General features: G+C 63.0%; 15 protein-coding genes, 1 tRNA gene and 1 pseudogene. 11 read left to right on the forward strand and 6 right to left on the reverse strand.

Annotated features, from left to right (window positions below; all coding sequences use genetic code 11):
- The first annotated feature begins 46 nt into the window (after positions 1-46).
- Positions 47-123, forward strand: a tRNA-Met gene (locus OL599_RS24800).
- On the opposite strand, the gene OL599_RS24805 is transcribed toward OL599_RS24800, so the two are convergent.
- The 6 genes from OL599_RS24805 to OL599_RS24825 form a co-directional block, all read right to left on the reverse strand.
- The gene (locus tag OL599_RS24805) at positions 80-1,756 is read right to left on the reverse strand and encodes a recombinase family protein (RefSeq protein ID WP_347403232.1); all 1,677 of its coding nucleotides are present in this window, start codon (positions 1,754-1,756) and stop codon (positions 80-82) included. The two genes, OL599_RS24800 and OL599_RS24805, sit on opposite strands and share 44 nt — an antisense overlap.
- Before the next feature lie 6 nt (positions 1,757-1,762).
- Positions 1,763-2,851: a tyrosine-type recombinase/integrase gene (locus OL599_RS26115; protein ID WP_264716733.1), complete on the reverse strand. Its 1,089-nt coding sequence runs from the start codon at positions 2,849-2,851 to the stop codon at positions 1,763-1,765.
- Positions 2,844-4,493, reverse strand: a complete 1,650-nt coding sequence (locus OL599_RS24815) for a site-specific integrase (protein ID WP_264716734.1) — start codon at positions 4,491-4,493, stop codon at positions 2,844-2,846. Before OL599_RS24815 ends, OL599_RS26115 begins: the two co-directional genes overlap by 8 nt.
- 199 nt (positions 4,494-4,692) lie before the next feature.
- A complete protein-coding gene (locus OL599_RS26230; protein WP_408886991.1) occupies positions 4,693-4,893 on the reverse strand; it encodes a helix-turn-helix domain-containing protein in 201 nt (66 codons plus the stop codon).
- Complete coding sequence (locus OL599_RS24820; protein WP_264716735.1) at positions 4,838-5,050, reverse strand: hypothetical protein; 213 nt, start codon at positions 5,048-5,050, stop codon at positions 4,838-4,840. Before OL599_RS24820 ends, OL599_RS26230 begins: the two co-directional genes overlap by 56 nt.
- Positions 5,051-5,169: 119 nt before the next feature.
- Entirely contained in the window at positions 5,170-5,922 is a 753-nt protein-coding gene (locus OL599_RS24825) for a hypothetical protein (RefSeq protein ID WP_264716736.1), read from the reverse strand.
- 702 nt (positions 5,923-6,624) lie between these two features.
- Between OL599_RS24825 and OL599_RS24830 the strand changes: the two genes are divergently transcribed.
- From OL599_RS24830 to tnpC, 10 genes and pseudogenes are all read left to right on the forward strand, one after another.
- Positions 6,625-7,149 carry a hypothetical protein gene (locus OL599_RS24830; RefSeq protein ID WP_347403231.1) on the forward strand — a complete coding sequence of 175 codons (525 nt, stop codon included), beginning with the start codon at positions 6,625-6,627 and terminating at the stop codon, positions 7,147-7,149.
- Complete coding sequence (locus tag OL599_RS24835) at positions 7,146-7,643, forward strand: hypothetical protein (RefSeq protein WP_264716738.1); 498 nt, start codon at positions 7,146-7,148, stop codon at positions 7,641-7,643. Before OL599_RS24830 ends, OL599_RS24835 begins: the two co-directional genes overlap by 4 nt.
- 136 nt (positions 7,644-7,779) lie before the next feature.
- Positions 7,780-8,436: a hypothetical protein gene (locus tag OL599_RS24840; protein ID WP_264716739.1), complete on the forward strand. Its 657-nt coding sequence runs from the start codon at positions 7,780-7,782 to the stop codon at positions 8,434-8,436.
- Between the two features lie 38 nt (positions 8,437-8,474).
- Positions 8,475-9,689: a helix-turn-helix domain-containing protein gene (locus tag OL599_RS24845; protein ID WP_264716740.1), complete on the forward strand. Its 1,215-nt coding sequence runs from the start codon at positions 8,475-8,477 to the stop codon at positions 9,687-9,689.
- 141 nt (positions 9,690-9,830) lie between these two features.
- Positions 9,831-11,648 (forward strand): site-specific DNA-methyltransferase, encoded by a 1,818-nt coding sequence (locus OL599_RS24850; protein WP_264716741.1) that lies wholly within the window; start codon positions 9,831-9,833, stop codon positions 11,646-11,648.
- Entirely contained in the window at positions 11,632-12,420 is a 789-nt protein-coding gene (locus tag OL599_RS24855) for a DEAD/DEAH box helicase family protein (RefSeq protein ID WP_264716742.1), read from the forward strand. Before OL599_RS24850 ends, OL599_RS24855 begins: the two co-directional genes overlap by 17 nt.
- A gap of 78 nt (positions 12,421-12,498) precedes the next feature.
- The gene (locus tag OL599_RS24860; protein ID WP_264716743.1) at positions 12,499-12,693 is read left to right on the forward strand and encodes a hypothetical protein; all 195 of its coding nucleotides are present in this window, start codon (positions 12,499-12,501) and stop codon (positions 12,691-12,693) included.
- Positions 12,694-12,756: 63 nt separating this feature from the next.
- A complete protein-coding gene (gene tnpA / locus OL599_RS24865; protein WP_264716744.1) occupies positions 12,757-13,131 on the forward strand; it encodes an IS66-like element accessory protein TnpA in 375 nt (124 codons plus the stop codon).
- Positions 13,128-13,475, forward strand: a complete 348-nt coding sequence (gene tnpB, locus OL599_RS24870; protein WP_227309670.1) for an IS66 family insertion sequence element accessory protein TnpB — start codon at positions 13,128-13,130, stop codon at positions 13,473-13,475. The genes tnpA and tnpB overlap by 4 nt, the downstream gene beginning before the upstream one ends.
- Before the next feature lie 57 nt (positions 13,476-13,532).
- A pseudogene (tnpC, locus tag OL599_RS24875) lies at positions 13,533-14,357 on the forward strand (IS66 family transposase); the annotation flags it as partial.
- Between the last annotated feature and the right edge of the window lie 108 nt (positions 14,358-14,465).

Here is a 14,465-nt window from a genome sequence, read left to right on the forward strand (position 1 = left end):
CCGCCAGGTCTTCCAACACACCCAAACCCCTCCACAAGACCACCCACGCGGGGTGGAGCAGCCCGGTAGCTCGTCAGGCTCATAACCTGAAGGTCACAGGTTCAAATCCTGTCCCCGCAACCACCGAGAATTGATTCCCCGGAACAGACGTTCCGGGGAGTTTCTCGTTCTGGGCCCCCGACGCCAGCGACAGGATCGTCGCCAGCTCCCCATACAGCATCGCAGCCAAGCCGTCGGCTGCGGTAAGGTCGGGGGTCAGCACCACGCGCTCGATCAACGACCGCAGCGCCTCGCCGGCTTCCGCGCGGATCTCCTCGGCAGCCAGCGATGCCTCCAGACCGGCCACCTTGGCGCGGTAGATCTCCGCGGCACCGGAAGTCAGTCGGGTCCGCGGAGTCGGATTGGCGGCGGCTGAAAGCTGCGCGGTTAAGTCGACCTTGCGCGTTTCCAGTTCGGTCAAACGATCGCGCAGGCTGTCGTTCCAGGCGCCGTTCTCGACCGCGCGCAGCACCCCTTGCAGGCGTCGCTCGACGTCCGCCAATTGCTTCTGGACGCGGGCCTGAGTGCCCAGCGAATTCTTCTGCAGGTCGGCCAGCTCCGCATCAAGGGCACGAACGAATTCGTCCACAAGGTCGGGGGTGAGCAGTCGGTTCTTGAGGGCGGCCAGGACGCGCGCCTCGATGCGCTGGCGGTCGATCGTCCGGCTATTGGTGCAGGTTCCCTTGCCGCGGCGCGTGGCGCAGCCATAGCGGTCCTTGGCCACGACGGTGTAGCCGCCACCGCAACAGCCGCAGACCAGTATGCCGCTCAACAGGAATTCCCGGCGGTGCGTCCGATTGAGCGCGTTGCCATCGGTATCGCGCCCCATCTCGATCCGGACATCCGACTGTCGCACTTTGACCCGGTCCCACAGCTCCTGGTCAATGATGCGCAGTTCCGGAACCTCGACCTCCTCCCATTGGGCACGGGGGTTCACCCGGGCGACCTTGCGGCCGGTGCGCGGGTCCTTGATGTAGCTGCAACGATTCCAGCTCAGGCGGCCGATATAGAGCGTGTTGTTCAGCAGCCCGGTGCCGCGATCGACTTGGCCGCGAATCGTGGTGTCGATCCAGGGACGGCCATCCGGGCCCGGGACCGCTTCTGCATTTAGGTCACGGGCAATACGGCGGGGCGACTTGCCGCCGGCATACTCGCCAAAAATCCGGCGGATGACCGCGGCCTCATCCGGCTTGATGCGACGCTCACCTCCTTCCTTGGCGTCCAGGGCCGGCGCGACAACCTCGTAGCCATAAGCCAGTCCACCTGGAATGCGTCCCGCGCGGGCACGGCCAAGCTGGCCACGGCGGACCTTCTCCCCGGTCTCCGACAGCATCATCTGGGCCATCGTACCCATGATGCCGATATGCATCTGGGTGATCGGGCCCTGGCTGGTGGTGTGAATTTGCACCCGCGCGAAGGTTAGACGGTCGTACAGGTCGGCCACGTCCGACAGCTTACGGCCCAGACGGTCGATTGCCTCAGAGACCAGGATATCGAAGCGGCCGGCCTCGGCGTCCGCCAGCACGCGCTGAAAGCCGGGCCGGAAGCGGCTCGCCCCGCTGATCGCCGCGTCCTCATAGATCTCGGTGATGGTCCAGCCCTGTCGCTCGGCATAGCGCCGGCAAACCTCGACCTGGTCAGCAATGGAGGCTTCGCGCTGATGCTCGGTGCTGTAGCGGGCGTAGATCACGGCGCGCATCGGCATCCACTCCTGCATAATCGGCTAAGTCGTCGGTTCATCGAAGTTGGCCCGCAGGGCGATGACGTGATCCTGCCACCACAGCGTAGCGCGACGCGTGCTCGATTGAATGTAGTATCGGTCCGTCGTTGCGAATGTCCTGTGGCCGAGTAGCGGCGCTGCCATGCGGATGTGACCGGGATCGTCATGGGCAATCGACGTTGCCGCGCAGTCCCGGAAGAAATGCGGATTGATCCCCCGGCCAAAGCGGGCGCGCGTGGTAGCGACTATTCGATCGTAGAGCGCCATCTCCGTCATCGGAGAGCCATGCGAAGAGATCCACAGAGCCGCGCCGGGGTCTTGCCACCACCGTCCACGTTGACCGATCAGGAAGTCACGGTGGACGGTGATGTAGCTGTCGACCGCCGTCGACAGGATGGCCGGCAGGGGCACGCTGATGTGCGCCTTGGTCTTGGTCTCGGATGCTGGGATATCGAGCCACCAATCACCACCACGCTGGACCACGGAATGACCGATCCGCAAGCCGGCAAGGTTGCGTCGGCGCAGAGGACGGGCGGCGAGCAGGGCGACGACCAGGCCGTCGCGATACTGAAGAGCTCGCTGGAGCGACTTGTCACGTTGTGATGCGTCCGACATCAACTGCGTTCCGAGGGAAAATAATTCGTCGGTGCCCACGATCCTTGGCGCCTTAGGCCTGGCTGGAACATGGCGAGCACGCAGTGAGGCGCTAATCCGGCTCAACCACTTCCAGTCCTGCGTTGGGTCCAGGATCAGCGCCATCTGCTGGAGTTCCACGACGCGCGAGATCATGGTTTGAGCGGCGTTGAATGCGGAAAGGTCCTTGACGTAGCCGGACACACGATCGGCCGTGATGCGGGCTGCCGGGGGCTGGCCCGCATCGAGAAGGCCGCGGATATCGAGCCATTGCAGCCACCGGCCATAGCTCGACACGAGTTTGCGGTTGGAATGAAAAGCCAGGCCGGCGCGCGCGCCAGCCCCGTCAATGATGTTGCCCGGGGGCAGTGACGCGAGCCACAGTTCCCGGTCAAATTCCGGCCACTCAAAGAGCGGTTTGCAGCGGCGGGCGGGATCGCGGGCGAGGATTTTAGTCACCGTGGCCCTCCCCGCCGCGGAGACCCAAAATGGTCTTATCGAAGTGCCGGACAGCTGCGGCGGATTCAAGCCCCGTATAGAAGTTCGTCGTGGTCTTCATCGACCGGTGATTGAGCACGCGGCGGACCACCTCATATGCGCCGGGGTTCTGATCGAGATAGAGCTTTGCCGTGATGTGGCGAAACAGATGCGGGTTGATGGTCAGACCCGCGTATCTCAGGATCGTCTGTGAAATCTGCTGCCGCAAAGTATTGTGCCCTTTAGGCTTGCCAGCCCGGCCCGGAAACACTGCCGTCGACCCCGCGGTGGCGATCAGCGGTCGGTACTCCTGAATATAGACGTCCAGCAACGCGACGCTCGTGGCGGGCAATGGAAAGTCCAGCAAGACTGAATTCTTGACCTCGTGACTTTGGATCACAATCGATACTTCTTTGCTGTTGCGAATCCGCTGGATGTGCAAACCGATGTCAAGCGCCGCAAGATTCGCCAGGCGCATCGGCGCCAACAGCAGTAGCTCAATGGCGAGGGCGGTCTGTACCAGGAGCGCAGCCTGGACCGGCGGCCTGGTCCGCCTCGCCTCGCGAAGTAACCGCTCCGGCAACCCCACCAGCGCCCGGACATTTTCCGGCTCGTCGAATGGCCTTAGGCGCCGCCGATTGAGCTCGGTCAGCCCCTGCTGCCGGCCTTGCTGATGGCTGATACGGCGGATAACCCCCGCCATGGCGTCGAGCGTCTCTTTCGGAATCCCGACATGAAACTGCGCAACCGATTTGAGGAGCGACGCGATATCGCCAACCTGTCCCCGCGCGCTGCCGTCCCGACGATCGATCAGATATCGCAGAATTTCCTTGAAACTCTCGATCTCGACCAGGTCAGCCAGCTTGCCGATCGAGGCGGGCTCACGACCCCGAAGTACGAGGGCTGAAGCCGCCGAGCGAAGTTGGTACTCTCGGATCTTCAACGTGCCTGGCCGGACAGGCTTTCTGAACGTTTCCATGGTCAGGTCGACGCCCGCCAGTCTGTCGAGCCAGGCCTGGGCGTCTTTCCGCAGCGAAGCCGGGAAGGTATCCCAGGCAAGCGTCCAAGTGACGCGCCTGGACGCCCGGAATACCCGAAAAGCGGGCCAGGTCGGAAATGCCTCGCCGGCTTTGTTCCAGGTCCGGCAGCAGTTTGCATATGTCTCCTCTGACCGCTTGCGCAGGGAGGACGACAGCGATGCCCGGAACGCTTCGAACACAACCTCGTTGACCTGCACCGGCGTGATACCGCGGCCGCTGCAGAAACGCATGAAGCCGGAAATGTCCGCATAGCGGCGTGCGTCCGCATACAGCTCGCCGAGCATCCCGCGCAGCATGCCCCATTCAGGGGTTAGGTCGGCCGCACGCCAGGCCGAAGCGACCGGGACCGCCAGGGCCAGAGCTGCGCGCACCAAGCTGCGCACGTTGTTCCAGCGTCGCAAGGTCACGTTGCAGGCCAGCGGGTTCGCCTCGGCCAGGCGCCTTCCTAGCAGCAAGGGGTCTGAGGGGATCTTTTCAAGGTCGTTGCCGAGCGCACGACCGACGGTGTTCAGAGCTGCAATGAGTTCCTGCGCCCGTTGCTTCGACAGATCAGCCGTCCTGACGACGGCGACGACGTCGGCCAAGGTGCCGACAACGCCAGAGCGCGGGACTCGTGATGGGGCTTGTTGTGGCACATTGTGACTCGTGATGACAGAAGAGGACTTGTGCTTCATATAGTTAATACTCGCTATTGTAAAGGAACCCGCTTTAGTTACTCGTGTTTTCACGAGTGAATATGTATCAATTACTTGGAATGGCTGCTCCGGGCGACCCTTCACGGCGTTAGCCGAGGCCGCCTCCCGCGATGATCCGGTCGACGTCAGTCGTGCGGATCCGCACGGCGCGACCGAGTCGGACCACTGGCATCCGGTCGTCGGCGATCCAGCGGCGCACGCTGCGGGGGTGAACCTGCAGTCGGTCGGCGACCTCACCAACGGTCAGGAGTGGTGGATTCGGTGTTGATGCTGGTATCGATGTGCCCATCGTTTCGAACCTCTTTTGTGGAGACGAGCATGCTGACCGCCTCGGCCGCGGCCTGCCGGGCGAGAAGGCGCACGAGATGGCGTAGCAACCGCGTGCTCTCGCCAGCGGCCGCTGCGGCAGGGTCAGGCTTCTGTGCGGACGGGTCGGCGTGCCTCATCCCGAAGGTGATGGCGACTTCCGGGGGGCAAAAATAGCCGGCAGCGCCAAGATGTCGTGCTAAGTCCGACTACCACGCTGAAATCAGTATGGAATATTGGAAAATCGAGACGAGGGGCGCTACGATTTTCGTGGTGCGCTACCGGCCTTGGATCGGGGACCGGGGGGCGCACCCGGCCGCTTCCAGCGGTCTGGAACGGTGGCCTCCCAGATCTTGTCGAAAGCGCGGGCAGTCAGATCTCGAAACTGCTCTCGCGCTTCGGCACGATATGCCGCTTTGCGCATTGGCTTCGCGTCGCGGAGCTGGCGAACCTCTTGCCTGAGCCAGTTGCGGCAATCGATCTTGGCCTGCGCGGCAACGTTCGGCTTGGCATCGCCAGACCAGAAGGCGGGGAGCCTGTAGCCCTTTGCGCGACAGAACGCCTGAAAATCCGCCCGTAAGACCAAAAGTTCGGACAGCATGACCTTGAAGTCATCGTGGTAATCGCACCAGTCGACGGCCGCCAGGTTCTCGCAGGCCTGCTTGAGCAATGAGCCGTTACGCGTCTTGGTATCCGCCGGCCAAATAATGACCGCCCTTGGATCGCCCCATTCGGACCCGTCATCATCCACAATGATCGCCGGCGGCGCCTTGGACTGCGACTCGACGACCACCAATCCGGGGTGGTCCGGGAACTGCTTCAGCACATCGAGCGCAAGCTCGCGTTGATCGGCCTTGATCGTGGCAGGGTTGCCCAGGCTGGCAACCAGTTCGCCTCGCCAGAACGACTGGACCAGCAACGTGCGAACTCTCTCCAGACTTCGGGACAGGTCGGCCGCCCATTCTTCCGCGATTTCGTCAAGACGAAGACTCTGTTCATGTCGGGGGTACATTCTGATCCGTCTAACGTTTTCGCCCCGGATGCTGTTATACGGGTTGTAAAGGTGCTGCCAGACGGCGAACCTGCCGGCAAGTCTGGGTTCCGGAGTTTGACGGTGAGCCAGAACGATCCTCCCCTGAAGGAGGGGATACGGACTCGACCTTGGGCCGCCACGGGACGAGTTCCAGGCGGGCTGGTGAGTGGCAGCCGGTCGCCGGATGCAGGCGCTTGCGATTGTAGATGTAAATCAGCACCGAACTGGGACCCCACGGCTAATTGCGCACAATACTTTGATATTCTGAGCGAAATTTCGTTCGGTGTGGGGTCCCGATCGGCGCCGATCGGGACCCTTTTCTTTTGCTGATTTCGCAAGTCGTTTCAGCGCATTGCGGCAGGTTTGGAGGGGGTCCCGCTTCGGTGCCGTTTTACAACCTGAAACGATCGGGGCAGCTGCTCCGGGCGTGTCTTCATAGCTCAATCCAAACTATTGCGCCGAAGCGGAACAGCGGGTGCTGGCGGAGTTTGGCGGCGCCAAAGATCCGCGGCGGATTGCGGCGTGATCTGCCGATTCAGCAATCGGGGTGCGCAACCGGCATTCCATTGATTATAATAGGCAACGATTGGAGCTTGCGGCGCCGCGCGTAAGCATTCGACAGGGGTTGAGATGGGAGAGGCCGCAAGACGGAACGCCGCTGAAGCGGCTTGGCTTGCCACGTTGGACGAACAGGAGCGCATCCTCGTCCGTGCGGCGAAAGGGCTTGCCGTGGCCCTTCCGCTCGATGGGGCCTGCTACCGCGCCTCTTTGTTCCTCAAGCTGTTCCTTGAACAGGAACACGGCACCGCCGCGAACGCCGTCGTCGGTTTCGTGAATGACGGGACCGATGAGCTTTACGCATCGCACGCCTGGCTCGAATTTCGAGGGCAGCGAACAGACCTGACCCTGTGCCGGCCTATGAGTCCCGAGGTGCAGAAGCGCGGTCAGCTCGTGATCCATGGACGAGTAATCGCCGAGGGTTGGTCGCGCTATACCTACCACATGCACCGACCGCTCGAAGGGCTGCGGGTCATTCAGCAGATGATGTCCAATCCCTCGACGCGGCCCATGGTCGCCGAACAGGAAGAGCTCCACCTGCGGATGGTCGCTACGGCGAAGAACAACACGCTGATCCGCGCCTACCTCGATGGCGCGCCGGATGGCCTTACCTATGACCGCATCGCCACGGCGGTGAAGCGCGGATGAACGAGACCTCCAGGCTGACGGGCAAATGGTCGCAGCCGGGAGTGCCGCACAAGGGCTGGACCTGCATCGACATCGAGGATCTCGGCGAGCCATCGGCAACCTGCGAGATGTGTGAGACGCAGGAAATCCGATATGTCCATCACATGCAGCATCCGCACTATCCCGACGTGCTGGGGTGCGGCTGCGTCTGCGCCGGCCACATGGAAGAAGACTATGAGGGCGCGCGGCAGCGTGAGAAGGTGCTGCGCAACGCAAGTGCCCGGCGCCGGAAATGGCTGACGCGCGGCTGGCGCGTCTCGCGCAATGGCAATCCGTTCCTGAACGTGGATGGCTACAACGTCGTGGTCTATCCGGCGGGTCAAGGATGGGGATTCCGGGTCAGCAACCGGGTGACCGACAAGAGCGTGGTCAGCCGCCGTGTCTTGGCCTCGATGGACGCGGCTAAGCTGCGGTCCTTCGACGCCATGATCTGGATGAAAGAGCGCGGCGACTGACGACCCCGACCCACCGTTACCGTGCGCTCGCCGGCAGTGAGATATTTTTGCGCCCATCATCGCGGCTCACACCACGCTTGATAACGCAAATTTTTCATGCCATATTCCGATAAACGCAAACTGCATTAGGCCGCGCATGCCCGATCCGATCCCCCGCATCCTGGGCAGCTACCCTGCCGGTTTCTTCCGGCAGACCCTTGAATATGCCGATGCCGGCTTCGGCGAAGCCTGGGCTCTGGCGTCGCGTCATTCCGAGGAGCCGGAGCGGGCCAACATGCTCGGCCAGCTGCGGCACGCGCGCTGCGAGGCAGGCTTCCGACAGGCGGCACGGGACAACGGCCTCGCGGTCTTCGCCCCGCACACGGAGCCTGCCGGCGGGCGCTACAGTCTGGTCGAAGGCGGCGGCGTCTATCTGATCCGCAGCAACATCCAGCGCCATTGTGGCCCGCCGCGTGCGACGGCTTTCCGGCAGCAATGGGCTGAGGTAAACGCCTGGTTGAACCCGCTGCAACTCGACCTCTTGAAGCATTCGACCGCGCCGTCGGGCGATCGCATGTGTGGGATGCTCGTCATCACTGCACATCCACGCCGGGGCGAGCCGACAGTCCCGGCCTATGTCGGCCTGGGCATTCCCAATGCCGACCTAACGGATTGGGTCCGCCTGATCGCCATCACGGACCTGCTGGCGCTTTATCATGATGCCGATGCTGCCGCGCGGAAGCCCGCCGAAGCACCGGTTGAGATCAAGGATGTGGCTGTGCCGCAGCTCAAGAAGCGGCCTGACGCGGGATAACGTTCGAGAAGCCCGTTCAACGGGACAGGAGGGAGAATATGCGTAACGGAACACCAGGGTTCCAATCGGAACGGCTGGTGGAAGCAAGGGATTCGCGCGGCCTCACCCAGGTTGCGCTCGCCGATCTGATCAACCGTACCAGCTCCAGCATTTCTCGCTGGGAAGCGGGCAACCAGTCACCGGAGCCCGAAGCGCTGGAGACCTTCGCGCGAGCGCTCAATCTGCCGATCACCTTCTTCCTCCGGCCCAAGGCGCGCTATGGCGACAATCCGATGTTCTTCCGCTCTATGGCGAGCACGACGCAAGCTTTGCGTCGGCGCACCTGTGGGCGTCTGCACTGGGCCGAAGAGATTGCCCTGACTCTCCAGGAATGGCTCGATCTGCCGGCCGTCAACGTACCGCGGATCGACGCAGCCGACTACCGGGAGATCGGTGAAGCCGATATCGAGCGGATGGCAACCGAGTGCCGGCGTCTTTGGAACCTCGGCATAGGCCCGATCGCCGACGTGCTCCTGGTCATGGAAAACGCCGGCATCTGCGTCGTAAAGGAAGAAGTCGGCAGCGTCGCCATGGACGGCCTGTCGCATTGGTCGGGCGCGGATCATCGACCTTATGTGCTGATCGCGGCCGACAAGGACACCTGCGCCCGGTCGCGTCTTGATGCGGCGCACGAGCTCGGCCACCTCGTACTGCACGCGCGGATTAAAGAAAAGACACTCGCCGATGCCGCCGCGTTCAAGGAAGTCGAGCGGCAAGCCTTTCTCTTCGCTGGTGCCTTCCTCCTGCCAGGCGAAAGCTTCGCCGCCGAGGTCTGGTCGCCGACCCTCAACGGCTTTCTGCCGCTCAAAGAGAGGTGGAAGGTCTCCCTGGGCGCAATGATCAAACGGTGCCGCACCCTCGGCATGATCAACGACGAATACGAACAACGCTTGTGGAAGCACTACAGCTCGCGGGGCTGGCGCAAAGCCGAACCGCTCGATGACAGTATACCCGTCGAAGCTCCGCGGCTCCTCAGCCGCTCGGTGAGGCTGCTGATCGATGAAGGAATCCGGACACGCGAGCAACTGCTTGATGACTTCCGGCTGCCAGCGGCCGATGTGGAATCGTTGTGCGGTCTGCCGCGAGGCTTCATGAGTTCAAACGGCGGCGACCTCGTGACGCTACCTCGTCTCAAGGAACGTCACCAGGCACCCGACAAAAGCACGTCTGGATCGGGCGCCATGCTCATTCCATTTCGTAGGCGCATGGAGTAGTACGCCCATGAGCGTGGCCCTGCGGTCAAACCAGAACGAGTTCGGCATCCCTGCGGTACTCATAACGGCATGTGCAAGGATACGACGTGAATGGACTACCCGACGCGACAAGGGTCTTCGGCCCGGACTGGATTTGAGTAAATGCCCGTTCTCGACTGGATCGGCAAAAAGGCTGTCGTCAATCATCACCGCGTTGTTCCTTACAGCATCATCAATTGCGACTCACGCCAATCCGCGGGCATCGGCGATGCCGGCAACCTTCTCGTGCAAGGCGATAACCTTGAAGCCCTCAAGGCGCTGTTGCCTTACTACGCCGGCAGCGTGAAGGCCGCCTATATCGACCCTCCGTACAACACAGGGAACAAGGAGGCTGCGAAGAATGCCTGGTTCTACAACGATAACGTAGACTCACCAGAAATTCGTGAGTGGCTCGGCAAGGTCGTTGGAGCGGAGGGGGAAGACTTTTCCCGCCACGATAAGTGGCTCTGCATGATGTATCCGCGCCTGCGGCTACTCAAAGAATTCCTGTCCGAAGACGGCGTGGTTTTCGTCAGCATCGACGACAACGAACATCGGCACCTTCATAGCCTCTTGGATGAGATTTTTTGGGCCTGGGAATCACGTCGGGAGATCGTCTGGCACAACGCCACGGACAACAATCCGACTAACATCGCGATCGAGCACGAATACATCGTCTGTTTTGCCAAGCGCAAAACCACCCTGGATCGTGTTTGGAAAGCCAGCGAGTCACCGGTCCGCGATGTGATCCAGACAAAGGCGCGTGAGCTTATTGCGGCCTATGGCGACAATCTTCCCGAGCTACAGAAGCAATATGCAGCGTGGTTCCGAGACCATAAGCCGCAGCTCTGGCCGTTTCAGGAATATGATCAGATCGACGCGACGAACGTCTTCACCGGAAGCCGCAGCGTCCACAACCCTGGCCGCGAAGGCTACCGCTACGACATCATCCATCCCGTGACAAAGAAGCCGTGCAAGGCGCCGCTCATGGGCTACCGCTTCCCGCCGGAAACGCGCGACCAGTATCTCGCGGAAAAGCGCTTCATATATGGGAAGGATGAGAACAAGATCGTCGAACTCAAGATTTACATCAACGAGTGGAAAGCCAAGCTCCCGAGCATCATCGAACTTGATGGGCGGCGCGGGGCGAATGAGCTTGCGCGGATTTTTCCGGGCAAGAAGGTTTTTAACAATCCCAAGCCAACCGACCTGATCGTCGAGCTTCTGTCCTTCGCGACTGGTCCGAACGACATCGTGCTGGATTCGTTCGCCGGTTCCGCCACCACGGGACACGCCGTGCTCAAGCTCAACAAGGATGATGGCGGCGCTCGGCGGTTTATTCTCGTCGAGATGAACGACGAGACCGCGCGCGGTGTGGCGGCACCTCGGCTCAAGAAAGCGGTCGAAGGCTATAGCTGGCAGGGCAGGGATGGCGGCGAGGGCGACTCGGCGGCCCCGCTTGGCTCTGGGTTTCGCTATTGCACGCTCGGACAGCCGCTGCTGGACGCCGGCGGCGGCATCGCGCCCCATGTCCGCTTTGCCGACCTCGCAGCGCATGTCTTCTTCTGCGAGACCGGCAGCCCAATTCCGAAGCGCGCCACGCATAGCTCATCGCTTCTCGGCGTTCATCAGGGGCGCGCCGTCTTCTTGCTCTTTGCCGAAGCGACGCCTGGCATCGCGACCGCCGAAACAGTGCTAACGGCCGGTGTGCTGAAGAAACTGCCGGCGCCAGCGAACTTCAGCGGAACCCGCGTCGTCTACGCGGAAGGCTGCCGGTGCCGCGCGATCGACTGGCGCGGGCAGGGGTCGTCTTCAAGCAAATCCCCTATCAGATCGAGGGGGTATAGGCTCCATGACCTCTTCGGCATCATTGAAGGGATACCAAACTGCTGCGCTCCAGACCCTACGGGCATTTCTGGACGCGGTGAGCGGCGGCAGTGACGCCGTTGCCGCCTTTGCCGCAACAACGCGCAGGCCTTATGTGGAGCCGCCCCAGCTTCCGGGGTTGCCGTATGTCTGCCTGCGTGTGCCGACTGGCGGTGGCAAGACGTTCATGGCGGCGCATACGGTCGCGATAGCGGCCGATGCTTTTCTCCGTGTCGAAAATCCGGTCGCTCTCTGGCTTGTGCCCTCGCAGGCTATTCGCGACCAAACGGTCAAGACGCTCAAGGATCGCGAGCATCCGAACAGCGGCGCGCTAAGAGACCGGTTCGGCGACAACGTGCGGGTGATGACTCTCGCCGAAGCGCTCTATGCTAAGCGGGCCGACTATGACGGCAGCGCGTGCATCATCGTCGCTACGATCCAAGCATTTCGGGTCGAGGATAAGGAAGGCCGCAAGGTCTACGATGCGAATGGCGAGCTGATGGATCACTTCACGGGTCTGTCTGCCGCTGTGCTGCCGCTCCTGCGGCTGGGCCCTTCCGGATCGCCCGTGCCGTCTCTTGAGAACGTACTGCGGCTGCACCGGCCCGCGGTGATCGTCGATGAAGCCCACAACGTGCGCGGGCCGCTTTCCTTCGATACCCTTGCTGGCCTGCGGCCGTCCATGATCGTCGAATACACCGCGACACCGGTATTGGAGAGCATCCCGGCGAAAGGTGTGTTCGCGTCGAACGTGCTGCATCACGTCACGGCGGCGGAGCTGAAGGCGGAGGAGATGGTCAAGCTACCGATCGTTCTTCGCGGGCGCCCCGATCCACGCTGTGTTTAGGCGTGGGAAAAGGGCTCTGACTCACTTTCGGTGCAGAGCAGGTAAGCTCGGACCTCCAAGATTCGGGGAGAGTGCACCATGCGACGCACGTCATTCACGGCGGTATCGCCTGCCGGTCTGGCCATCGAGAAGGTGACGGCGGATGGCGAAGGCGTGGTGATCATCGCTCATCCAACGGCGCTCGACGCCGCGTGTCTCGACTGCGGCCGGAGATCGCGGCAGGTTCATAGCAGCTACGGTATCCGCCCGGCGAAGGCCGCCTACCTCGGCTGATGGTGGCAGGCGATCTTAACGGCGTTCGTACGAGCGCCGTTAAGATCAGAGGCGGGTTGCTGAATGGAGATCATCACTGGCGTTGAGCGCCGTCGTCGCTGGCGTCTGGAGGAGAAGCTCCGGATCGTCGCGGAGGTGGAGCAACCGGGCGCCTCTTTCGCCGACGTCGCACGCCGGCATGAAGTCAGCCGCGGTCTGCTGTGGAACTGGCGTGGTCAAGTCCGGCGTGGCGAGTTGGTGCCGGAGCCGATGCCGATGTTCCTGCCGGTGCAGATCACGGCAGATCCTTCGGTTGCGGTGCCAGCGCCGGTCCAGGCGGCGGCTCCTTGCGAGGCAGCCCGGGTCGAGATCACCCTGCCGGACGGCACCTGCATCCGGGTGGGCGCAGATGTCGGGCTGGCGACCCTGCGGCGCGCTCTGACCGCGGTGCGCCGATGATCGTGCCGCCGACCGGCGTGCGGGTCTGGCTGGCCAACGGTCACACGGACATGCGCCGTGGTATGAACGGCTTGGCGCTGCAGGTGCAGGAGGCGTTGCAGCGCGATCCGCATGCCGGCGACCTCTACGTGTTCCGAGGCCGCCGCGGTGACCTGGTGAAGATCCTCTGGCACGACGGGCTCGGCATGTCGCTGTATGCCAAGCGGCTGGAGCGGGGCCGGTTCCTGTGGCCGTCGCCGGCGGACGGGTGCGTGGCGATCTCGGCCTCCCAGTTGGGCTACATGCTGGACGGGATCGACTGGCGCAATCCGCAGCGGACCTGGCGGCCCGAGATGGCTGGCTAACCCGGCAGCCCTCAGAAGGGGTACACAGTCGCCGGCCGGTGTGGTTGAATCGACGCCATGCCGCCCAGCTCCGACCCCGCTCCGGACGACCTCACCGCGCTGCGTGCGGCGCAGGCGGCCGAGCAGCTGGCGCGGCGCGAGGCCGAGGCGCGGGCGTCCGGTGCCGAGGCGATGGTGGCCCATCTGAAGCTGCTTATCGCCAAGCTCCGCCACGAGCAGTTCGGCGCGTCCTCCGAGCGCGGCAGCAAGCTGCTGGATCAGTTGGAATTGCAACTGGAGGAGCTGGAGGCGGCGGCCGCCGAGGACGGGGCGGCACTCGATCCAGATGCCGCCGGCGCGCGTGCTGGCCGCAGCCCGATCCGCCGCAAGCCAGTTCGTGGACCGCTGCCGGCGCATCTGCCGCGCGAGCGGGTGGTGGTCACTGGACCTGTCGTCTGCCGCTGCTGCAACGGCAAGCTGTCCAAACTCGGCGAAGACGTGACCGAGACCTTGGAGGTGGTGCCCCGGCAATGGAAGGTGATCCAGACCGTGCGGGAGAAGTTCACCTGCCGGGCCTGCGAAACTATCAGCCAGGCCCCGGCCCCGTTCCACCCGATCGCCCGCGGACGTGCCGGCCCCGAGCTGCTGGCCATGATCCTGGAAGCCAAGTTCCGCCAGCACCTGCCGTTGAACCGGCAGAGCGAGACCTTTGCCCGCGAAGGGATCGAGCTCGACACCTCGACGCTGGCCGACTGGGTCGGCGCCTGCGCGGCCAACCTCTCGCCGCTGGTCGCGCTGATCCGGTTGCACGTGATGGCGGCCGAACGGCTCCACGGCGACGACACGACCGTGCCCGTCCTGGCCAAAGGCAAGACGAGCACCGGGCGGTTGTGGACCTATCTATGGACGGTCCCCGCTCCGCAAGGACATTCGTGTTGATCCGACGAGTCGTCGGTGCAGCTATCTATCCGGCCTCTTTGGCCTTGCGGCCGCGGGCCTCGATGAGATCCG

Source organism: Limobrevibacterium gyesilva, from assembly GCF_025989185.1.
In the GTDB taxonomy this organism is placed as follows: Bacteria; Pseudomonadota; Alphaproteobacteria; order Acetobacterales; family Acetobacteraceae; genus Limobrevibacterium; species Limobrevibacterium gyesilva.

Excerpts from the sequence above, each read along its gene's own strand:
- OL599_RS24805 (WP_347403232.1), bottom strand. The coding sequence starts at position 1,756 with ATGCAGGAGTGGATGCCGATGCGCGCCGTGATCTACGCCCGCTACAGC.
- OL599_RS26230 (WP_408886991.1), bottom strand. The coding sequence starts at position 4,893 with ATGGGCACATCGATACCAGCATCAACACCGAATCCACCACTCCTGACC.
- OL599_RS24820 (WP_264716735.1), bottom strand. The coding sequence starts at position 5,050 with ATGAGGCACGCCGACCCGTCCGCACAGAAGCCTGACCCTGCCGCAGCG.
- OL599_RS24825 (WP_264716736.1), bottom strand. The coding sequence starts at position 5,922 with ATGTACCCCCGACATGAACAGAGTCTTCGTCTTGACGAAATCGCGGAA.
- OL599_RS24835 (WP_264716738.1), top strand. The coding sequence starts at position 7,146 with ATGAACGAGACCTCCAGGCTGACGGGCAAATGGTCGCAGCCGGGAGTG.
- OL599_RS24840 (WP_264716739.1), top strand. The coding sequence starts at position 7,780 with ATGCCCGATCCGATCCCCCGCATCCTGGGCAGCTACCCTGCCGGTTTC.
- OL599_RS24845 (WP_264716740.1), top strand. The coding sequence starts at position 8,475 with ATGCGTAACGGAACACCAGGGTTCCAATCGGAACGGCTGGTGGAAGCA.
- OL599_RS24850 (WP_264716741.1), top strand. The coding sequence starts at position 9,831 with ATGCCCGTTCTCGACTGGATCGGCAAAAAGGCTGTCGTCAATCATCAC.
- OL599_RS24860 (WP_264716743.1), top strand. The coding sequence starts at position 12,499 with ATGCGACGCACGTCATTCACGGCGGTATCGCCTGCCGGTCTGGCCATC.
- tnpA (WP_264716744.1), top strand. The coding sequence starts at position 12,757 with ATGGAGATCATCACTGGCGTTGAGCGCCGTCGTCGCTGGCGTCTGGAG.
- tnpB (WP_227309670.1), top strand. The coding sequence starts at position 13,128 with ATGATCGTGCCGCCGACCGGCGTGCGGGTCTGGCTGGCCAACGGTCAC.